Source organism: Methylosinus sp. Ce-a6, from assembly GCF_009811655.1.
In the GTDB taxonomy this organism is placed as follows: Bacteria; Pseudomonadota; Alphaproteobacteria; order Rhizobiales; family Beijerinckiaceae; genus Methylosinus.
In genome coordinates, this window is sequence record NZ_BGJX01000036.1 from 15,473 (window position 1) to 35,242 (window position 19,770).

The 19,770-nt window shown below is 64.5% G+C and carries 18 protein-coding genes, 2 tRNA genes and 1 pseudogene; 12 read left to right on the plus strand and 9 right to left on the minus strand.

Features of this window, described 5'->3' with window-relative positions; translation table 11 throughout:
* Positions 1-8 precede the first annotated feature (8 nt).
* On the plus strand, positions 9-1,490 hold the full coding sequence (gene glpK / locus Mspo_RS16720; protein WP_159731726.1) for a glycerol kinase GlpK: 1,482 nt from the start codon (positions 9-11) through the stop codon (positions 1,488-1,490).
* Positions 1,491-1,564: 74 nt separating this feature from the next.
* Here the strand turns inward: glpK and Mspo_RS16725 are convergent, their stop codons facing one another.
* Complete coding sequence (locus Mspo_RS16725; RefSeq protein ID WP_244613512.1) at positions 1,565-3,319, minus strand: hypothetical protein; 1,755 nt, start codon at positions 3,317-3,319, stop codon at positions 1,565-1,567.
* Between the two features lie 737 nt (positions 3,320-4,056).
* Here Mspo_RS16725 and Mspo_RS16730 point away from each other — a divergent pair.
* The 5 genes from Mspo_RS16730 (at position 4,057) to Mspo_RS16750 (ending at position 7,971) form a co-directional block, all read left to right on the plus strand.
* Positions 4,057-4,758: a response regulator transcription factor gene (locus Mspo_RS16730; protein WP_159731728.1), complete on the plus strand. Its 702-nt coding sequence runs from the start codon at positions 4,057-4,059 to the stop codon at positions 4,756-4,758.
* Positions 4,759-4,764: 6 nt separating this feature from the next.
* Complete coding sequence (locus Mspo_RS16735; protein WP_159731730.1) at positions 4,765-6,597, plus strand: stimulus-sensing domain-containing protein; 1,833 nt, start codon at positions 4,765-4,767, stop codon at positions 6,595-6,597.
* On the plus strand, positions 6,594-7,082 hold the full coding sequence (locus Mspo_RS16740) for an HPr kinase/phosphorylase (protein WP_159731732.1): 489 nt from the start codon (positions 6,594-6,596) through the stop codon (positions 7,080-7,082). The genes Mspo_RS16735 and Mspo_RS16740 overlap by 4 nt, the downstream gene beginning before the upstream one ends.
* Before the next feature lie 185 nt (positions 7,083-7,267).
* A complete protein-coding gene (locus tag Mspo_RS16745) occupies positions 7,268-7,669 on the plus strand; it encodes a PTS sugar transporter subunit IIA (protein WP_159731734.1) in 402 nt (133 codons plus the stop codon).
* Positions 7,666-7,971: an HPr family phosphocarrier protein gene (locus tag Mspo_RS16750; RefSeq protein ID WP_159731736.1), complete on the plus strand. Its 306-nt coding sequence runs from the start codon at positions 7,666-7,668 to the stop codon at positions 7,969-7,971. Before Mspo_RS16745 ends, Mspo_RS16750 begins: the two co-directional genes overlap by 4 nt.
* A 352-nt stretch (positions 7,972-8,323) precedes the next feature.
* Here the strand turns inward: Mspo_RS16750 and Mspo_RS16755 are convergent, their stop codons facing one another.
* A complete protein-coding gene (locus tag Mspo_RS16755; protein WP_159731738.1) occupies positions 8,324-11,179 on the minus strand; it encodes an AMP-binding protein in 2,856 nt (951 codons plus the stop codon).
* A gap of 278 nt (positions 11,180-11,457) precedes the next feature.
* Between Mspo_RS16755 and Mspo_RS16760 the strand changes: the two genes are divergently transcribed.
* The 3 genes from Mspo_RS16760 (at position 11,458) to smbP (ending at position 13,377) form a co-directional block, all read left to right on the plus strand.
* Complete coding sequence (locus Mspo_RS16760) at positions 11,458-12,327, plus strand: hypothetical protein (RefSeq protein WP_159731740.1); 870 nt, start codon at positions 11,458-11,460, stop codon at positions 12,325-12,327.
* 139 nt (positions 12,328-12,466) lie between these two features.
* Positions 12,467-12,556 (plus strand) — tRNA-Ser (locus tag Mspo_RS16765).
* Positions 12,557-12,951: 395 nt separating this feature from the next.
* Complete coding sequence (smbP, locus tag Mspo_RS16775) at positions 12,952-13,377, plus strand: small metal-binding protein SmbP (protein WP_159731742.1); 426 nt, start codon at positions 12,952-12,954, stop codon at positions 13,375-13,377.
* A 23-nt stretch (positions 13,378-13,400) separates the two neighbouring features.
* Here the strand turns inward: smbP and Mspo_RS16780 are convergent, their stop codons facing one another.
* Positions 13,401-13,577, minus strand: coding sequence for a hypothetical protein (locus Mspo_RS16780; RefSeq protein ID WP_159731744.1), 177 nt, complete (start codon positions 13,575-13,577; stop codon positions 13,401-13,403).
* Positions 13,578-13,664: 87 nt separating this feature from the next.
* A tRNA-Gly gene (locus Mspo_RS16785) sits at positions 13,665-13,815 on the minus strand.
* An 86-nt stretch (positions 13,816-13,901) separates the two neighbouring features.
* Between Mspo_RS16785 and Mspo_RS16790 the strand changes: the two genes are divergently transcribed.
* Entirely contained in the window at positions 13,902-15,317 is a 1,416-nt protein-coding gene (locus tag Mspo_RS16790) for a site-specific integrase (protein WP_159731746.1), read from the plus strand.
* Positions 15,318-15,688: 371 nt separating this feature from the next.
* Here the strand turns inward: Mspo_RS16790 and Mspo_RS16795 are convergent, their stop codons facing one another.
* Positions 15,689-15,877 (minus strand): hypothetical protein, encoded by a 189-nt coding sequence (locus Mspo_RS16795; RefSeq protein WP_159731748.1) that lies wholly within the window; start codon positions 15,875-15,877, stop codon positions 15,689-15,691.
* A 113-nt stretch (positions 15,878-15,990) separates the two neighbouring features.
* On the minus strand, positions 15,991-16,302 hold the full coding sequence (locus Mspo_RS16800; RefSeq protein WP_159731750.1) for a hypothetical protein: 312 nt from the start codon (positions 16,300-16,302) through the stop codon (positions 15,991-15,993).
* Positions 16,303-16,336: 34 nt separating this feature from the next.
* On the opposite strand from Mspo_RS16800, the gene Mspo_RS16810 reads away from it, so the two are divergent.
* On the plus strand, positions 16,337-16,867 hold the full coding sequence (locus Mspo_RS16810) for a DNA-3-methyladenine glycosylase I (RefSeq protein ID WP_256366368.1): 531 nt from the start codon (positions 16,337-16,339) through the stop codon (positions 16,865-16,867).
* A gap of 115 nt (positions 16,868-16,982) precedes the next feature.
* Positions 16,983-17,558, plus strand: a complete 576-nt coding sequence (locus tag Mspo_RS16815; RefSeq protein WP_159731756.1) for a peroxiredoxin-like family protein — start codon at positions 16,983-16,985, stop codon at positions 17,556-17,558.
* 234 nt (positions 17,559-17,792) lie between these two features.
* Here the strand turns inward: Mspo_RS16815 and Mspo_RS16820 are convergent, their stop codons facing one another.
* From Mspo_RS16820 to Mspo_RS20120, 3 genes and pseudogenes are all read right to left on the minus strand, one after another.
* A complete protein-coding gene (locus Mspo_RS16820) occupies positions 17,793-18,272 on the minus strand; it encodes a DoxX family protein (protein WP_159731758.1) in 480 nt (159 codons plus the stop codon).
* Positions 18,269-19,021, minus strand: coding sequence for a DNA-binding domain-containing protein (locus tag Mspo_RS20115; protein ID WP_256366369.1), 753 nt, complete (start codon positions 19,019-19,021; stop codon positions 18,269-18,271). Before Mspo_RS20115 ends, Mspo_RS16820 begins: the two co-directional genes overlap by 4 nt.
* A pseudogene (locus Mspo_RS20120) lies at positions 19,022-19,612 on the minus strand (DUF692 domain-containing protein); the annotation flags it as partial.
* Positions 19,613-19,770 lie beyond the last annotated feature (158 nt).

The following is a 19,770-nucleotide window of genomic DNA, read 5'->3' on the forward strand; positions in this document are numbered from 1 at the left end:
AGACGGTCATGGCGAAATATGTCGGCGCGATCGACCAGGGCACGACGAGCTCGCGTTTCATCGTCTTCGATCATGACGGCGAGGTGGTCGCGCTCGATCAGCGCGAACATGCGCAAATCTATCCGCGCCCGGGCTGGGTGGAGCATGACGCGACGGAAATCTGGCGCAACACGCAGGCCGTCGTCGCCGGCGCTCTGGCGAAGGCCGGCCTCGCCGCCGCCGACCTCGCTTGCGTGGGGTTGACCAATCAGCGCGAGACGACGCTGCTCTGGGACAAGCGCAGCGGCGCGCCGCTGCATAATGCGATCGTCTGGATGGACACGCGCACCGACGCGCTCGTCGCGCGTTTTATGGCGCAGGGAGGCAAGGATCGGCTGCGCGCCGAGACGGGCCTGCCGCTCTCCACCTATTTCTCCAGCCTGAAGCTCGTCTGGCTCTTCGAGAACATCCCCGGCGCGCGCGAGAAGGCCGAGGCCGGCGAGGCGCTGTTCGGCACGATGGATTCGTGGATCGCGTGGAATTTGACCGGCCGTCACTTCACCGACGCGACCAACGCCGCGCGCACGCAGCTCATGAATCTCGAGACCCTGCAATGGGACGAGAAGCTGCTGGCGCTCTTCGACGTTCCGCGCGCCTGCCTGCCGGAGATTTGCTCATCCAGCGAATTCTATGGTCTTTGCCGGGCGCCTCTCGAGGGCGTCGCGCTTTCGGGCGCGCTCGGCGACCAACATGCGGCGCTGATCGGCCAGGCCTGCTTTTCGCCCGGCGACGTCAAGAACACTTACGGAACCGGCTGCTTTCTGCTGATGAATATCGGCGAGACGCCGCGTCTCTCGACCAAGGGCCTGCTCACGACGCTCGCTTACAAGCTCGGCGAGGAGAAGCCGGTTTACGCGCTCGAAGGCTCTGTCGCCATCGCCGGCGCGCTCGTGCAATGGCTGCGCGACAATCTCGGGATCATCGAAAAGAGCGCGGATGTCGAGAAGCTCGCGGCGAGCGTTCCCGACAATGGCGATGTCTATCTCGTGCCGGCTTTCTCCGGCCTCTTTGCGCCCTATTGGCGCGAGAACGCGCGTGGGCTCATCGCCGGGCTCACGCGCTTTTCGACGAAGGCGCATATCGCCCGCGCGGCGCTGGAGGCGGTCGCCTTTCAGACGCGCGACGTCGTCGAGGCGATGGAGGCGGATGCTGGCGTCGCGCTCGCGGCGCTGCGCGTCGACGGCGGCATGGCGGTCGACGAGCTGCTGATGCAGTTCCAGGCGGATATTCTCGCCGCGTCTGTGGTGCGTCCGCGCTGCATTGAGACGACGGCGCTCGGCGCCGCCTATGCGGCCGGGCTCGCCACAGGTTTCTGGAAGGACAGGCAGGAGATCGCCGCACATTGGCGCGCGGAGCGAAACTGGCGGCCGGCAATGTCGGAGGAGGAGCGCGACCGCCGCATCGCCAAATGGGCGAAGGCGGTGGCGCGCTCCTTCGACTGGACGGACTGACGCGCCGCCAGCGCGATTCTACTGGTTCGAACCGAAGACCGCTCGAGCACCTTCACTTTCATTGACGCAGACCACTAGTAGTTCGCGAGCACGGGCGCGGTCGGCGCCTTGCCCTCGAACGGATAGTAACGGAAGCTGGTGAAGACCATGCTGTCCCGCGCCTGCGGGGCGCCGCCGACGCCGAAGAAGCCGTCCTTGATCGTGTAGGAATATTGCACGCCGCCGCGCACCTTGCCGAACTGCCCTTGATACAATGTGTGCCAGACGCCGCCGGTGATCTGGCGAACGTCCTTGATGAGCCCGGCGCAGGCGAAGGGCCCGCCGAGCGGGATATTGGCGGCCGTGCCGCCCGGCAGGAACACCGGCTGGCCGGCGGGAACCGCCAGCAGCTGGTCGTTCTCGATGTTGCAGCCGAGATTATTGAAGAACGGATTGGCGAAGCCGCCGAAAATGACGTTCCCCGGTATGGCGACATATTGCGGATTTCGTTTCGTGAACTCGCCGCCGGCATAGGCGTAGATGTCCCAGTCCGGCGTGGGATGCAGCACGCCGCCGACGAGAATCATGCGCTCGTTGATCGGCAGCGGGCCGCCGTCGAAGGCGGAAAAGGTGGCGTCCGCGAGCTGCGCGGCGCCATAGCGGCCGATGCCGTGGCCGATCGCGCCGGAGACCTGGAAATCGAGGACATCGGGAATAACGGGCGCGTATATGCCGGCTCCGAAGCCGCCGCCCCAGGCGTTGCGATTGCCCCAATAGGCGCGCGTGGTGAAGTTGCGCATCAGGCCGAAACCCTCCACATGCACGGTGCGATCGCCGAGATCCAGGTCCCATGCGGCCTTGGCGATCAGATCGGGAGCGCGGTTCAGCGAATAGCTGTTCACGATGTTGAAGAGGCCGCCGCCCGCCGCTTGCCCGAACAGGATCGGATTTTGCAGCGGCAGAGCGGTCGTGCCGAAGAATCCCGGCGGCAGGGCGCCATAGCCGGTGAATGTGGTGGCGGCGCCTTCGGCCGCCAGAGAGAGCCAGAACTTCTTGTAGAAATCCATGGTGAGGCGCAATCCCGGCTGTCGCGCCCAGGTGTAGCCGGGGACATATTGGTGGTCGATGGTCAGCGGCTGGACCGTCGTGTCCGGCTTGATGCCGATCTTGTTCAAGGTCACGAGCGACCATGCCTGTCCAGCCATGAAATGCGCGCCGAAAACATCCCAATCGATATTGGTGTAGGCTTGCCGCAGGCGCAGATTGTAGGAGTTGCTCTGATTGGAGTTGGCGGTCTGCGCGGCGCCTAAAAAATCGGTTTCGACGTAAGCGAATATATTGGTGAGAGGATCGACGTCTCCCTTCACGAGCATCGAGAAGCGGGACGGGCGGGCGCTGAAGCGGAATTCGCTCGAATGCCCCGTCGCGAAGAAATTATATGGAATGTTCTGGAACGGCGTGTTGATGTCCGCGCCGATCCAGCGGCTGCGCCAGACGCTCTCGAGCGCCAGGAAGCCGCCGGGGGTGATCGTCAGCCCTCGGAAGCGGAATTTGTCGGGGCCGATCTTTTCCGCCTGCTCCTTCTTTTCCTTTTCCTTTTCCTTCGCCTCCTTCTCCTTCTGTTTTTCTTCCTTGGCTTTCTTCTTGTCCGCCGCCGCTGACTTTTCGGCCTTGTCCAGCTTGCCCTCGAGCTTGCGCAGCCGCTCCATGAGCGTGTGGACCTCCGCTCGCAGCTCCTCTTCGCTGGCTCTGGCCGAAGCGACGGAGAGAACGACGAGGGCGACGGCGAGCGAGCCGCGCCCGGTTGTGCGCAAGAGCTTTGCGCGGCAATGGCGATGGATGCGATTCATTGGCGCCTGTCCCTATGGACGGCGCCGCGCCGTATCGGGCGAGCCGCGAGCGTCGCGAAGACGACTCGCAGAAAGTCAAAAACGCTTTCCGGCGCGACGCCACGATCACTGTCGAAAAAACGAGGTGATGAAATCGGTGACGCTACGCTCGACGCGAGCGCGACATGGTCGAGGACGACATTCGACCCAATCAGCGTCGCAACGTTATGCTCGCGCCATGACGGAACGACGACCGTGAGCGAAAGCGCGATGCGGGCGCGACCAGAGCGCTTTCCGCTCGAACGATCAGAATTCGCTATCGCTCGGAAACTGGTCCAGCGCTCGGCTCCGTTCACGGCGCCGCGACGCGCGAGGAGCGCGCGCCGCCCGCGGCGCAGGCGGCCTTTCGTGGAAACTCCGAAACTTCGCGGCCCGCGAGCGCGGACTCGGCCGCGCGCTTCCGCGGCGTTTTCGGCCCCGTGCGTAAAATGGTGATTTGTGACGCGATTGTGTATATAAAGCGACGCGAACGGCGCAGGAGTCGTCTTCCGGCGCGCGTCGCGTCAAAGGCGGATGCGGGCCACATTTCGGCCGTCAACGCCCTTGATCGTGGCGGCGAAGCGGCGATGTCCGGCGCGACGGCGAAAATCGTTCGCTGTTGAAGCGAGACAGGAAGGGGCCGTGAGAAAGCTCGGGCCCTCGGTCGATGAAGAGAACATCGAACCCTCGAGATCGGACATGAACAGTAAAGGTTGAAAATGCCGACAATCGCTCTCGTCGACGACGACCGCAATATTCTGACCTCCGTCTCGATCGCGCTGGAAGGCGAGGGTTATCGCGTGCAGACCTACACCGACGGCGCCGCCGCGCTCGACGGACTGCGCGCCAATCCGCCGGACCTCGCCATTTTCGACATAAAGATGCCGCGCATGGACGGAATGGAGCTCTTGCGCCGACTGCGGCAGAAGTCCGACCTTCCGGTGATCTTCCTGACCTCGAAGGACGAGGAGATCGACGAATTGTTCGGCCTCAAGATGGGCGCCGACGATTTCATCCATAAACCCTTCTCGCAGCGCCTGCTGGTGGAGCGCGTGAAGGCGATTCTGCGCCGCGCCAATCCGAAGGAGGCGGCGGCGCAGAAGGAGTCCGAGGCCAAGGTTCTGGAGCGCGGCGCGCTGGTCATGGATCCGGAGCGCCACACCTGCACCTGGCGCGGCGATCCCGTCGTGCTCACGGTGACGGAGTTCCTCATCCTGCAGGCGCTGGCGCAGCGCCCCGGCGTGGTGAAGAGCCGCAATGCGCTGATGGACGCCGCCTATGACGATCAGGTCTATGTCGACGACCGCACCATCGACAGCCACATCAAGCGGCTGCGCAAGAAGTTCAAGGTCGTCGACAATGAGTTCGAGATGATCGAGACGCTCTATGGCGTCGGCTATCGCTTCAAGGAAGCGCAATAACGACTGATGACCGTCACGACCGACAATGAACATGGCGTCGTCGAGACGCCGGCGCGGCAAAAGCGAATCGGCCGCGCCGCGACCGTTCGCTTCGCGCGGCTGACGCGCGCCGTTCAATCGCGCCTGTCGTCATCGCTCACCCGTCGCATCGTCGTGCTCAATCTGGGCGGCCTCGTGGCGCTGCTCGGCGGCTTTCTCTATCTCAACCAGTTTCGCGAAGGTCTGATCGACGCGCGCGTGCAGAGCCTGCAGACGCAGGGCGAGATCATCGCCGCGGCGATCGCGGCCTCCGCCACCGTCGACACCGACGCCATCACCATCGATCCCGAAAAGCTGCTGCGGCTCGCGCCCGGCGAGAGCTACAGCCTCGCCGAGGGCAGCCAGCCGTCGATGGAGTTCTCGCTCAATCCCGAGCGCATCGGCCCGCTGTTGCGCCGCCTCGTCTCGCCGACGCGCACGCGCGCGCGCATCTACGACCGCGACGGCTATCTCCTGCTCGATTCGCGCTCCGTCAACGGCCGCTCCAATATTCTGCGCTTCGAGCTCGGGCCCGCGGGCGGCGGCGCCGATTCGACGAGCTATCTCGAGCGCGGGATCAATGCGCTGCGGCGCTGGACGCGGCGGCCGGAGCTGCCGCTGTATGAAGACATCGGCGCCGGCAATGGCAAGGCCTATCCGGAGGTGGCGGCCGCGCTCGCCGGCGGCGCTTTGTCGGTGGTGCGCGCCAACGCCAAGGGCGAGACGATCATCTCCGTCGCCGTGCCGGTGCAGCGCTTCCGCTCGGTGCGCGGCGCGCTGCTCCTGTCGACTCTCGGCGGCGACATCGACGCCATTCTCGCGCAGGAGCGTTGGGGCATCATCCGCATCTTCCTGGTCTCGGCCGGCGTGATGCTGCTCTTGTCATTGCTCTTCGCCGGCACCATCGCCGAGCCCATGCGCCGTCTCGCCGAGGCGGCCGAGCGCGTGCGGCGCGGCGTCAAATCGCGCCAGGAGATTCCGGACTTCTCGCAGCGCCAGGACGAGATCGGCCATCTCTCCGGCGCGCTGCGCGACATGACGCGCGCGCTCTACAGTCGCATAGAGGCGATCGAGCATTTCGCCGCCGATGTCGCGCATGAGCTCAAGAATCCGCTGACCTCGCTGCGCAGCGCGGTCGAGACTCTGCCCATCGTCAAGGACGAGAACGCGCGCTCGCGCCTGCTCACCATCATCAAGCACGACGTCGGAAGGCTCGATCGGCTCATCAGCGACATTTCCGACGCCTCGCGCCTCGACGCCGAGCTCGCCCGCGCCGATATGGCGATCGTCGACATCGCCGGCGTGCTGAAGACGGTGGTCGGCATGGCGCATGACGTCGATCGCGGCGACGGCGTCGAGATCACAATCGACATTCAGCCCTCCGATCCGCGGCGGCGCTGGCGCATCCTCGGCCATGATTCGCGCCTCGCGCAGGTGTTCGACAATCTCATCGCCAACGCCTGCTCCTTCTCCTCGCCCGGCGGCGGCGTGCGCGTCTGTCTGCGGCCGGAGCAGGCGATCGGGCCGGGCGGGACGCCGCTCGACGGCTATGAGATCATCGTCGACGACGACGGCCCCGGCATTCCCGCCCACGCCTTCGAGCGGATCTTCGAGCGTTTCTACACGGATCGGCCGGAGCAGGGCTTCGGCCAGAATTCGGGGCTCGGCCTGTCGATCTCTCGGCAGATCGTGGAGGCGCATAACGGCCGCATCCGGGCGATGAACCGAACGCGGGCGGAGCCGGAGGGAACCGACGAGATCGCGCCGGGCGATGTCGTGCTCGGCGCGCGCTTCGTGCTCTGGCTTCCGGCGGCGAAATGAGCGGCGCGCCTCGCTCCGAGGGCCGGGATGAAGACCGCGTCGTGATTCACGCCAACGCCCTGCTCCTGGGCTCGGCCGGCGTGCTGATGCGCGGTCCCTCCGGCAGCGGCAAGAGCGGGCTCGGCCTGGAGCTCATCCAAGCGGCGCGCGGGCACGGTCTCTTCGCCCGGCTCATCGGCGACGATCGCGTCGAGATCGTCCGCCGCCATGGCCGGCTGCTGGCGCGGCCGCATCCTTCCATCGCCGGAGCGATCGAGGAGCGCGGGGTCGGCGTGCTGCGGGTCGAATTCGAGCCCGCGGGGGTGCTGCGCTGTCTCGTGGACCTGCGTGGGCCGCGCGACGGCGCGCCGCGACGATATCCCGAGGAGGCGGACGGACAGGCGAATTTGTGCGGCGTGGCGCTGCCGCGGCTCGCCGCCGATGCCCGCGAGGCAGGGGCGGCGAGGAAGATTTTCTCGTTTATTCATCAGTTTGTAGCATTTTAGCGGGGACAGGAGGTTTTCGCTTGCCAATTTCGCCGCAACGCACAAAATGGCGGCCGAAACGCTGCGAACGTCGGGGCGACATTCGCGTTAGTAAATTGGTGAGCCGCAATGCCGGTCCGCGTCGGTTCTCCGATTTCGACGATCTCGTTCTCTCGCGAGACGGTCTTCATGAGCGGTAGCTGCGAATGATCGGAATGGTCCTGGTGACCCATGGCCACCTCGCCACGGAGTTCCGCGCGGCCCTCGAGCACGTGGTCGGCCCGCAGAAGCAACTCGTGTCGATTTCCATCGGCCCCGAGGATGACATGGAGCGTCGGCGCCGGGACATTATCGACGCCATCGCCGAGGCCGACAGCGGCGAAGGCGTCGTCGTCCTGACCGACATGTTCGGCGGCACGCCCTCCAATCTGGCGATTTCCGTGATGAACGGCGGCAAGGTGGAGGTGCTCGCGGGCATTAATCTGCCCATGCTGATCAAGCTCGCCTCGGTGCGCGAGACGGCTCCGCTCGAGCAGGCGGTGTTGCAAGCCCAAGACGCCGGGCGCAAATATGTCTATATCGCCAGCAGAGTTCTCAACGCGAAATGACCGAGCAGAGTGTTTCCGCCGCCCAGGACGGCCGCATCATCCGCGATCTCGTCATCGTCAATCGCAAGGGCCTGCATGCGCGGGCCACCGCCAAATTCGTCCAGTGCTGTGAATCTTTCGAGGCCGAGATCACCGTGTCCAAATGCGGCGACACGGTCGGCGGCAGCTCGATCATGGGCATTTTGACGCTCGGCGCGGCGCAGGGCTCGACGATCACCGTCACCGCCGCCGGCCCGCAGGCTTTCGAGGCGATAGAGGCGCTGGCGGCGCTCGTCGGCAATCGCTTCGGCGAGGAGGAGTAAGGGGGCGAAGGCTCCTTCCCTCGCTTTGAAAATTTTTGCGAATGCAAAGATGAGGCGAAACCATTGTGGGGCGACCCCTTCTCCCACTTGTGGGAGAAGGTGGCCCGGCGCAGCCGGGTCGGATGAGGGCGCGACCCGCCGCAGCCATCTTCGAACCTTCCTCCGATTCACGAACCGCAGCCGCGCTCATCCGACCTCGCTTCGCGAGGCCACCTTCTCCCGCAGGCGGGAGAAGGATGCGCCTCTGCTTTGAAAATACTTGGGAATGTGAAAATGAGGCGAGACCATCGTCCGCCTTCTCCCATTCGTGACGGGCAGCGGGGGAGGGCCGGGGAGGGAGCGTCAGCGCGCTCTACGCCCCATTGCCCCGATTGGGCTTTGTCAGCTCACTCAAATCCGGCTCGCCGCATTGCGCGAGAATGGCCGCGCGGACATGGTCGCGCAGCCGTAGGGCGCAGGTGAAATCCGTCCCGCCCGCGCGCGAAGGCGGCAGAATGGTCAGCGACAGCGCCGCCCGGCGCGGGAACCATTGGCCGCCGCGCAACATGCTGCGGGTCCCGCGCAGAACGCCAGGATAGACGGGCAGGCCGGCCTCGGCCGCCACCTTGAACGCGCCGAGATAGAATCCGCTGAGGCCCGCCCGCCGCGTGAAGGTCCCTTCCGGGAAGAACACCAGATTGCGGCCCTCCTGCGCCGCGGCGGTGAGCTTTTCCGCATCGGCGACGCTCGCGGCGATCTCGAAACGCTCGACGAAGAGCGCCCCGAGGCGCCGCAGGAAGGGGGCGACGAACAACTGCCCGGCGAGCTCCTTCTTGGCGACGAAGGCCGGCTCGCCGCGCAATGAGGCGGCGAGCAGCATCACATCGACATAGCTCGAATGGTTGAAGGCGAGCACGGCCCCGCCCTCGGGCAGCAGCGCCAGCCCTTCCGTTCCGACGTCGGCGCCGAAAGCCCGCAGCATGGTCGCGGCGATCTTCTGCACGGCGGCCCAGCGCGCGGCGCGGCGGGGAAGCATCATCACCGCGACCCAGGCCGCGAAATAGCCGGCGCAGACGACGAGCCACCACCAGCCGGCGTAGAGGAGGTCTGCCGCCCGACGGGCCGCGCGCCGCGTCGACGGCCACAGGCCGGAGAGCGCCAGCCGCGCGATCTGGGTCCAGACCGGGCCGCGCGATTCGCCGAGCCGGCCCTGTTCGAACAAGGTCTTGGCGGCGCTGCGGCGAATTTTGCCGCTCGATGTCTTGGGCGTCGAGCGCGGCGGAACGAAAACCACCGCCTCCGCCGGCGCGCCGCAGACCGCGCTCACCATGGCCTGCACCCTGGTCTCGAGCGCGCCGCGCGCTTCCGGAACGGTCTCATAGGTCTCGGCGACGACGATCAGCCGTTCCGTGCCGGTCTCCGTATCCGGCGCGCCGAAGGCGGCGACGCAGCCCTTGCGGATTCCCGCCACGCCGGCGACGGCCTCCTCGATCTCCTGCGGATAGAGATGGCGGCCGGCGCGGATGACGATGTCCTTGACCCGCCCGGTCACATAGATCTCGCCGGCGGCCATATAGGCGCGGTCGCCGCTGTCGAGCCAGCCGTCGCGGATGAGCGCGCGGGTTTTCTCCTCATTGCGGAAATAGCCGGAAGTGGCGGAAGGGCCACGGAATTCGAGCCGTCCCTCCCGTCGCTCGCCGAGCTCGCGGCCGGAAGCGTCCACGATGCGGATTTCATGGCCCGGCAGAGGCGCGCCGCAGGAGACGAGCTCCAAGGCGCGGGAATCATCCGCCGTCGGCTCGGCGCGTCCCTCGGTCGAGAGCATGTCGCGGTCGATGCGGTCGATCGCGGGGGCGCGGCCGGGCGGCGGAAAGGCGAGGCCGACGGAATTTTCGGCGAGCCCGTAGACGGGCGCCATGGCCTCCGCCCGAAAGCCGTATTTCGCGAATTTCTCGGCGAAGCGGCGGATGGTGCGCGGCGAGACCGGCTCGGCGCCATTGGCGACCATGCGCAGCGATCCGAGATCGAGCCCTTCGATCAGCGTCGCGTCGATCTTGTCGAGGCACAGCTCGAAGGCGAAATTGGGCGCGGCGCTCAGCGTGGCGCGATGCCGGTCGATCGCCTCGAGCCAGCTCGCCGGCCGCGACAGGAAGGTCAAGGGCGACATCACAAAGAGCGGCGCGCCGAAATGCAGGCAGCCGAGCCAGGCGCCGATCAATCCCATATCGTGATAGAGCGGCAGCCAGCTCACGAAAGTGTCGGCCGAGCTCGCGCCTATGGCGAGGCCCATGGCGCGGATATTGGCCAGCAGATTGGCGTGGCTCAGCACGACGCCCTTGGGATCGCCCGTGCTGCCCGACGTATATTGCAGCATCGCCGTCGCTCCCGCGTCGCGCGTCGGCGGCAGGGGCGCGCCGGTCGCGCCCGCGGTCAGATCGACGACGGCGACGATCTCCTCCAGCGTCTCGACCCGCCCGCGGGCGAGTCCGGCGAGGCGCAGACCCTCCGGCGCGGTGACGAGCATTTTGACGCCGGCGTTGCGCAATATGCCGATCTGGCGGGTGAGATGCTCCTCGATCTGCGACATGCGCATCGGCGGATAGATCGGAACGGGAATGGCGCCGGCATAGAGAATGCCGAAAAAGCCGATGAAGAAATCGAGGCCGGTCGGCAGCATCAGCGCGATGCGGTCGCCAAGCGCGACATCGCGGGCGACGAGACCCTCCGCCGCCCGGCGCGCCTCGTCGGCGAGCCGCCAATAAGTCAGCGCGCCGCCCGGCGTCGCCGCGTCGCGCAGAAAGGTCAGATGCAGGCGCTCGGGATTTCGCGCCGCATGCCAGTCCAGCGCCTCGGTCAGCGTTTGCGCCTCGAAGGCGGCGCGTATATGCGGCAGCGCCTCGGCCGGGGCCGGCTCGACGAAGGACGGCGGCTCGGCGCCGGGCGCTTTCTCCAGCACGTTCAGCAGATCGCCGACCGTGTCGGCGCGGCCGAGCTCCTCGAGCGGCAGAGGCGCGTGAAACGCCCGCTCGAGCCGCATGTTCAATTCGGCGCGCGCCAGGCTGTCGACGCCGAGATCCTGCTCGAGCCGGCTCGACAGGGAAATCTCCGCCGGCGCGCTGCGGCGCGGATGCATCTCGCGCGCGAGCGAATCGACGACCGCGAAGACTTCCCGCCGCGCCGCCTCCTGCGACGCCCGCCGCCGTCCGGGATAGTTGGAAACCGCATGCATGGGCGCGCCCCTCTCTCCTGACGAGATAGAGCGCGGTGCGCCGCATTCGACCCTTTTCTGTAACCCGGCGTCGACGCGCGGCGGCGATGATCGCTCAGGTTACGCTTTAGAGCGTTCCCAGCCGAAGTGGACGCCGGTTCGGCGTCGGAAACGCGTCAAAACAAAAGTCAAAAGTCTTTTTGTGTTTCAATGAAACACGGAAAGACTCTTGCCAGTTTCGCGCAAGCGGCGCGGATGAGGCTGAGCGCTTTCAATGCGCCATTCGTGGTTTTTGAGACATGGTATCGCCGATTTCCGCCGTCACCTCCCGCGCGCCCGGTGTGCGCGCTCTGTCGCGCGTCGCGCCGGTCGCCGCGAGAGCCGAGCCGGTCGAGGAGATCGCCGGGGCGACGACGGTCGTGAAGACGCCCCCGCCCGGCGCCGGTCTCCGCGATCCGCTCCCCGCCGGCTATCGCAATTTCGCCGTGCCGCTCGGCGCCGCCTCGAGCGAGTCTCATTCGGAGGAGGGAAGCTTGATGGCGGCCTATGGGCCGAGCGCCGCGATCCTGTCCGGCCTTCCGCGTCTCGTCGGCGAGCGCGCGCCGCTGCGGATCGTCATTCGGGAGGCGCAGGCGGCCATTCGTTCCGCGGCGGAGGCGCACGGCCAATCGCCGGAGGAATTTCTCGACGAGGCCGAGATCGTTCCACGCTCGCGCCTGCCCTCGCGCAACGCCGCCGACGCGGCGCCGACGATCCGCGCCGCTCTGCTGGTCCGCGACGGCGAGCGCGACACGGCGACGCTCGACATTTATTTGACGAAGACGGGACAAGGCGCTTTCGAGGCGACGAGCTACGATCGCGATTTCGCCGCGCCCTCCGGCGGCTTTCCTTATTCGGCGCCGCCGCTCTCGGTCGACCGCATCGTCTTCGATTCCGCCTATCAGGCGATCATATCGGCCGTCGCCGGCCAGCCGCGCCGGCGCAACGGGCCGGCCGCCGGCTCCGCATCGCCGCTCGGCTCGCTCGCCATCGCGGCGGCGATCGGCGTCGCGACCTTCCTCGCCGTCATGCTGACGCTGGCCGCCGGCCAGCCGGCCTTCGCCGCGATCACGGCGCTGCTGGGGGCGACGGGCGTCGTCTATGCCGTCCGGTCCCGCCCGGCCGGCTGAGGCGGACGCTTAGTCCGAAGCGCGCCTCCCTCGACGCAAAGCTTTTGTTCGTGCGGCGCACAGAAAGATTTGCACTCTGGCGGCTTGTGAATATAGTGCGCGCCGATCCAACGCCGAATCTACGCCGGCCAGGATTTACGGAGGGGTGGCCGAGTGGTTGAAGGCGCACGCCTGGAAAGTGTGTATACGGGAAACCGTATCGCGGGTTCGAATCCCGCCCCCTCCGCCAGCGATATCCGCGAGTATGTGATCTCCAGGCCGCCGCACAGCTTCGCGTAGCTCAGCGACCCGGTCGGCATTTTCGGGCCGCTTCAGTCGCGCAGTATCGACCACGAACCCCTTCTCAGCGAGCTGCGCCAATATTCCGATTGCCAAACGGCGAAACGCCGTCGCCTGCGCAGAGGATCCGGTAACCGACGGAGATAACTGCATCAAAGTCGTAGTGCTCAATCTGACGCTCTACTTTGCGAGTCCTTTCCTGCCGAGCTCGTGCGATTTTTGCGCTCGTTGCCGACCCACGGCGCAATGCGGCTCGAGGAGGCCAAAAGCCCGAGTTGGAGCCGAACGCCTCGAAATTGCGACATCGCTCTGGAGAATCCCGTTGGCCGCGTCGAGCTCGGCTCTATGTCATCGATGTTCTTCCTGGCATCGAATGGCGGAGGCCATTTTCCAGATGCCTGCTTCGGGAAAGGACTAGAAATGATCACTCGCAGATCGATGATCGCCACATCAGCGCTGGGTCTCGTCCTGTTTGTCGCGCCTCGTGTTTCGCTGGCGGCGGAACATCTCACGCAGACGATAGGGGAAACGAAGGAAGCTATTCAGGAGGGCAGAAGCGGTTATCCCGCATCCCTCGTGGAGCACGCCACGAACGCTCTCGATCACGCGAGGGCCGCTCAGAGGGCAAAAGCGGATCCGAATCTCGAGACGGGAATCAAACATCTTCGACGGGCGATCAGAACGGCGCAAGGCACTCACAGCCAACGCCGGACCGCCGCGGCGGTCCGGCATGCGGAAACGGCTTTGACTCATTTTCAGTCCGCCCGATAGAGCCCGTGGACGCCTAGAGGGTGTTATGAGATCGCCGAAGGCGAAGCGGCGTTGCGCGAGGCGCGCAACGCCTCGATCTGTTTCGCCGCGCGCTCCTCAAAGCCGCCGTTACGGGTGAGCTGACAAAAGATTGGCGTGATGCGAACCGAGCTTTCGGCAATGCTTCGCGATCGCCACGTCAGATATCCGATCTGTTTCAAGACTTACCCGCCAGGAAAAAAGGGCTCGGGTAAGCAAAAAGCGCCCCGAAGGGCGCTTTTTAGCATACTGATTATATTGAGCTTTTTTGGAGCGGGCGAAGGGATTCGAACCCTCAACCCCAACCTTGGCAAGGTTGGGTGTATCCTACCACGAGGCCGCATAGGTTTCTCCTGAGTACGCTAAATATCGGAAAAACATCTATTTTGATGAAAGCGCTCTCGCTGGGCTACGCTCCGCCGCGCCTGGATTTTTCATCACGGTGGACACCATGTGGACACCAATATAATCTCGCACCCGCGAGAAAATGCGAACGGAGGCGTGCGATGGACCGATCATCCAGCGTCCGGTTGACCAAGTTGGTAGTCGAGAAGGCGGAGGCCCGCGACGCCCGGTATGACCTGTGGGACCTCGATCTCACGGGTTTCGGGCTGCGAGTCGAGAAGAGCGGCACGAAGACGTTCATCATCCGTTATCGCACCGATGGGGGCGGCCGGTCCGCGCCGAGGCGCTTTCTAACCGTCGGTCGCTTCGGAGCGCTGACGGTCGAGCAAGCGAGGAAAAAGGCGAAAGTTCTGCTTGGCGCCGCGGCCAGCGGTAATGATCCCGCCGGCGAGGTGCAGGAGAAACGCCGCGAGAAGACGATGCGGGAGCTGCTCGACTTCTATGAAAAGCATGGCTGCTTTATCCAGCGCGGCATCCACAAGGGTAAGCCTATGAAGCCGCTTACCAAGCAGTACACGATGGCGCGGCTGCGCAACCACGTGGAACCTCTTCTCGGTCACCGGCGAGCGAGCGAGGTCACGTCCGGCGATATTGAGACCTTCGTGGCGGACGTTACGGCCGGCAAGACGGCCAAGGACGAAAAGGTCGGCCCGCGCAAACGCCTCATAGTGCGCGGTGGCGAGGGCGCGGCTCGAAAGGTCGTACGCGACCTGTCGGCGGTGTTCAGCTTCGGCGGCCGGCATGGCTTCGTGACAAAGAACCCCGTCGAAGCCGCATCCGTTAGAAAGACGGATAACCGACGCGAGCGATTTCTGACGCTGGACGAGGTCTCTCGCCTGGGCGGAGCGTTCGATACGGTCGAGAAAGAAGGCGCCAATCCGAAAGGAGTGGCAATCGCCCGCCTGTGGGCGCTGACCGGCTGCCGCCGTAACGAGATTGCTGCCCTCAAGGCTCATGAGGTCAAACTCGGGAGCAACCTCTTCGAGTTCGATGATACCAAGACGGGGAAATCGATTCGCCCCTTTGGGCCGGCGGCGGCGGCGCTGTTGCAGGAACTCTTGAAAGATCGCAAGGAAGGCTATCTGTTCCCGGCCGAGAGAGGCGACGGCTACTATCAAGGTACGCGTAATGTCTGGGCGGAGGTGACCACGCTCGCCGGCTTACTGGGAGTCACTCCGCACACCCTTCGACACACGCTCGGATCGACTGCCACGTCGAGCGGCGAAGCACTAGCGTTGACCGGCGCGATCCTGGGACACGCAAATCTCAGGTCGACGGCCATTTACGCCCATGTCCAACGCGACCCTTCGCTCGAGGCGGCCAAGCGCGTCGAAAAGCTGCTGGCGGCTGCGTTGGAGGGGAAGGCCATTCAGGCGCAAGATGCCGAGAGCGGTGAGGCGCTTCCGGAGTTCGACGCCGACTTGATCCGTGTCCTGGCTGAACGGCTGTCCAAGGAGGACTCAGACGCTGCCCGCCTTCGCGCGATTATGGCCCAGGTGGTTGCGCTCAACACCTGAAGGTCGGCGTAGCTCGAAATCGGATGGAGTGGCCGTCCTCATTGCCAAGGTTGGGGTCGAGGGTTCGAATCCCTTCGCCCGCTCCAAAAATTCACAATGATATTCTGATAGTTAGAATCGGTCCTTCGGGGCCGTTTCTGCTTAGAATGCCTCAAATCGCGGTTGCTCCAAGCGGAATCTATGCACTCGGATCAAAACCGCCGCACGCGGATTTCGGCCGTTTTGGCTCGGAGACCGTATTGGCGTCGAGCGCGGTAGCGCGCGCACATGACACAGATAGGATTCAGATCGGCTCCCAAACCCATCACCCGCGCTGAAAACCAAAGGCGGATGATCGTGACTGCTGCGGCCTCGAAACTCATACCCGAGGATCACGGATCGGGCCACGTCGCGAGAAAATGGGAAATCATCCGGTGGACGTCTGGTGCGCTCGCGTCTGAGTGGACCTCGACTGCAATGCCCCAGATCAGAGAAACGATCAGGCGGGCCGTATCGGAAGGATCCCAAGCCTCGGGAAACGCGAGCCCGGACTCCCGATCCTCGCGGAAACGCTCGGCCAATGCGATCCGGATGGCGCTGCGGCGCTCGGCCCACTGGGCGCGAAACGGATGATCGTCGCAAATCGGCAGCGCGTTGTTGAGGATCAGACAACCGGGCGCGTGATCGGGAGAGGTCAGAAGATCTGCAATTCAATATAGCAGCGCCGCCGCCACGGCCCGAGCGTCCGGTTCCTGCAACGCGCGCTCCACGACGCCTCCTCGAATGCGGGCCACTTCTCGTCGATCTGCGCTCGCGAAAAACCCGAGCAAAAAACGCGATGAGCCATGAATGCGAGGACCCGGTCGTCCTCGAGCTCGGCGATCTCCTTCGCGGATCGAGACCGGACGTCTTCAAGGCCCCGCGCAATTTCTTCGGACCTATGATGCTGGGCCGCGAGCGCGATGATCTGCGAGAAACGCCGCATCTCAGACCTGCGGACCTGCAAACCAATCCTCCATCGCAGGTTGGCATTGCGCCGCCTGGAACTCCGTGACGCGGGTGAAGATCATTTTCCCCTCCCGCACGAAAGGGCTCCGGCGCGATGCGCGGCGATGAGCGAGCCGGAATTCGACCGGCTCCTCGCGAACAAGACCATCGTGCGAAACGGCGCCAAGATCTCGGCTGTGAGAGAGAACGCGCAATGGATTTTGGAGTTGGCGCGAGAGCACGGATCCGCGGCGCGGTTCTTTTCCGAATGGCCCGATGACCGCAACGTCGAATTGCTCGACCTGATGAAGCGGAAGGGCAGTCGTCTCGGAGGGGAGACCGGCATGCGGCTCTTGCGTGCGCTCGGCAAGCCGGCCTTTGTCCTGACGAAGGACGTGATTGCCGCGCTGGCGCGAGAGGGGGTCATCGCTTCTCCGCCGACGAGCAAGGCGCAGATGAACGCCATCCAGATGGCAATGAACCAGTGGTCGTCGGAAACCGGCTTGGACCTTACGGCTTTGAGCCGCTATCTCGCCTGGAGCATCGGAACCGGCGCGGCGGCGCCGGTCGACGCGAGGCGCTAGCGGACCTCGACGAATTTGAGCTTCGCGCCGACGCTGCAGACGCCTTCCCTGAAGCCTTCATTGTATCTGTCCCCTGAAGCAGCGATGAAAAGTCTAAAGACGAGGACGCTTGCACATGTCTCTCGATCTCCAAATTCAATCTCTCATTCAGACATTTCGTTCGACGCTTCCGCCTGAATTGAATGCGTTGATCGAACTGGGCGCAGGTGAAATCAGCGCCCTGCCGATCGTCGAGAACGCGCTCAAGGCGGGCGACAGGGCGCCGGATTTCGCTCTACAAAATTACACCGGCGCAACGCGCAGCTTGGCGGACTATCTGAAAGCCGGCCCGCTGGTGGTTACATTTTACCGCGGACTATGGTGCCCATACTGCAATCTACAGCTCGCGGCCTACAATGCGCGTCATGCAGATCTCCTGGCGTTGGGCGCAAATCTCGTCGCCATTTCCTCCGAAGGGCCAGACGGGCTCGAGCTGCTGAACGCATCCGACATTCCGAGGGAAAGCAGGGAAACCGTTATCAGCGCCCCTGCATTCGATATGCTGCACGATGCGAGCGCCAGCGTCGCCAAGCAATTCGGCGTGGCGTTCACTCTGCCCGAGCCTCATCGCAAGCTTCTGGAACTGTTCAAGGTGAACATCGAGAAAGCGAACGGCGACGACACCTACGCTTTCGCGGATCCAGCCACCTAGGTGATCGATTCGGACGGCGTCATAGCGTGGGCGTACATTCCGAACAATTATCGCAAGCGAGCCGAGGTCGAGGAAGTTCTCGCTCAGCTCCGCCTGCTGTCGAAGAAATGAGCGGCAATGCGGTGGCGAGTGGCGGCCGCTCTTAGGCGTTCTCTTCCGAGCCGATGCGAAAATCGCTCGTCGAGGCGGTCCTTCGCCGAACGGTCCACACTCTGCGGAGAATTCCCGACATCGTTATCGAATTTTAGCGCGGCCGAGCGCTCGATCCAGCGAGAAAGCGCCGGCTCCGTACAGGACCAACGGAAGCAGAATGCTCGACCAGCTCAAATGTGTCGGCCAACCATCCGGATAAACGAATATCTGAATGATCAGCGTCATCGCGAGGAGCGCGGCCGCCGAAAGTCGCGTGAGCAGACCGAGCACGAGCAGAGCGGGAAACAGGTGCTCCGCCGCCACGGCAAGGTAGACCGCCATCTCGGGCGCAATGAGCGGCAAACGATACTCGCTGCGAAATAATTCCAAGGCGCTGTCCGATACGGTGAGCCATCCATCGACCTTGGTACGCCCAGAGAGAAAGAAGACAGCGGCGATCGCGACGCGCTGAAGGAGAAGCAGAAGCGACAGGGTTGTCGCCGCCGGCGCATATCGCGGTAGAAGCGACTGATCGCGATTCCCGCCGTTCATCGCTGACGGAGCCGTCTCGTTGCAGTTCATTCAGAATTCTCCTCTTTCTTTAAGTGAAGGATGGCTCCGCTTTCGAGCAATCGTCTGAAGGCGGCGCCGAGATCGGAGCCCGGACGCTCCATCGCGAGCGCTATCGCCGTCGGACCTATGCGCTTGCCCTCCGCAACGCCTTGCAGCAATCGATAGAGCGCCCGGTCAATTCGAATGATCGCCGTTTCGCCTGTCGCGCGAGTGACGAGGACGCCTTCGGCTTCGTTATCCGACATTGGAGAGTCCGGCATGATCTCCCCTTGCAGGGCGAGCCAGAGCGACGGCGCCGGCGAAGCGAACCAATGAAACCGCGTCGCCGGATGCAGAATCGCGCTGGTCGTCATCCAATCGGCGAGGCTGAGGGCGCGCCAATGCAGGCCCATATCTTCCTGCGGATCGCAGGAGAGATGCGACTCCAGCCGCATGCGGTCGATCCGCGCCATGTCGGCGACATCGCGGTAGCGCGCCGCGAGAGGTTCCAAGAGATTTTCGAAACCTGCGCCATATTCCGCCAAAACCGCGCTCTTTGGCGGGCGAAAATGGAAATAGTCGCGGGCCACATCCCGAAAGACTGCTTCCCCGAGAAGCTTGCGTACCGTTGGATAGGCGCGCTCCAAGCTCTCGATCGCGCTGAGAACCGAGCTGTTCCGATAGACGGCGAAGCCCGGGAAGCGATCGAATTCGCTCGCCGCTCCCGAGAGGAGCGCCTCTGCGAAATTGCGCTGGAAGGTCGCGAGGTCGATGAGCAGCGACTCGCCATGACGCGCGTCCGGCCTGTGGCCTGCGACATGGATTTCCGTGATCGCGGAGACTGGAAGCGCTTCGATGTAGCGTCGTGCGGAATCGCCGAGATTGTTGGCCGAGACGAAGAGGTTATTGACGTCGATCAGCAGGCCGCAGCCCGTCCGCTTCGCGAGCTCGCCGAGAAACTCCGGCTCGTCCCACTCATGGCCGGGAAGCGGAAGATAATGCGCCGGGTTCTCGATCGATATGCGGCGGCCGAGCGCCTCCTGCGCGCGCTCGATATTGCGCGCGACGCGATGCAGGGCCTCGCTCGTGCGAGGGATTGGCAGAAGATCAGGCAGATGGGTCGCGCCGATGCGCGACCAGGCCAGATGTTCGGAGACGAGCATGGGCCGGGCGCGATCGACGAGACGCTTCAACCGAGCGAGATGGCTCGCATCGACATCCTCCGCGCCCGCGAGCGAGAGGCCGACTCCGTGGATCGAAACGTCATGCCTTTCGCGGATCGCGTCCAGCATGGCGAGACGCGGTCCGCCGTCGACCATGTAATTCTCGGCGTGAATCTCGAACCACAGCCCCTCCGCGCTGCAATCGGCGGCCGTCGAGACGCGAGGATTCCTTCAGATTCGATGCGAGCAAAGTCGCGGCCGCGAGCGCAATGGCGACGCCGACGACTGAGAACCTGACTCAAAAGACAACTATCGCGCGAGCCGCCTGATTGCGATCTGGATCGACGCCAGAACGACGAAGGTTT

Bases quoted from the DNA above. Each gene is read 5' to 3' on its own strand.
- glpK (WP_159731726.1), top strand. From the start codon at position 9: ATGGCGAAATATGTCGGCGCGATCGACCAGGGCACGACGAGCTCGCGT.
- Mspo_RS16725 (WP_244613512.1), bottom strand. From the start codon at position 3,319: ATGAATCGCATCCATCGCCATTGCCGCGCAAAGCTCTTGCGCACAACC.
- Mspo_RS16730 (WP_159731728.1), top strand. From the start codon at position 4,057: ATGCCGACAATCGCTCTCGTCGACGACGACCGCAATATTCTGACCTCC.
- Mspo_RS16735 (WP_159731730.1), top strand. From the start codon at position 4,765: ATGACCGTCACGACCGACAATGAACATGGCGTCGTCGAGACGCCGGCG.
- Mspo_RS16740 (WP_159731732.1), top strand. From the start codon at position 6,594: ATGAGCGGCGCGCCTCGCTCCGAGGGCCGGGATGAAGACCGCGTCGTG.
- Mspo_RS16745 (WP_159731734.1), top strand. From the start codon at position 7,268: ATGATCGGAATGGTCCTGGTGACCCATGGCCACCTCGCCACGGAGTTC.
- Mspo_RS16750 (WP_159731736.1), top strand. From the start codon at position 7,666: ATGACCGAGCAGAGTGTTTCCGCCGCCCAGGACGGCCGCATCATCCGC.
- Mspo_RS16755 (WP_159731738.1), bottom strand. From the start codon at position 11,179: ATGCATGCGGTTTCCAACTATCCCGGACGGCGGCGGGCGTCGCAGGAG.
- Mspo_RS16760 (WP_159731740.1), top strand. From the start codon at position 11,458: ATGGTATCGCCGATTTCCGCCGTCACCTCCCGCGCGCCCGGTGTGCGC.
- smbP (WP_159731742.1), top strand. From the start codon at position 12,952: ATGTCATCGATGTTCTTCCTGGCATCGAATGGCGGAGGCCATTTTCCA.
- Mspo_RS16790 (WP_159731746.1), top strand. From the start codon at position 13,902: ATGGACCGATCATCCAGCGTCCGGTTGACCAAGTTGGTAGTCGAGAAG.
- Mspo_RS16815 (WP_159731756.1), top strand. From the start codon at position 16,983: ATGTCTCTCGATCTCCAAATTCAATCTCTCATTCAGACATTTCGTTCG.
- Mspo_RS16820 (WP_159731758.1), bottom strand. From the start codon at position 18,272: ATGAACTGCAACGAGACGGCTCCGTCAGCGATGAACGGCGGGAATCGC.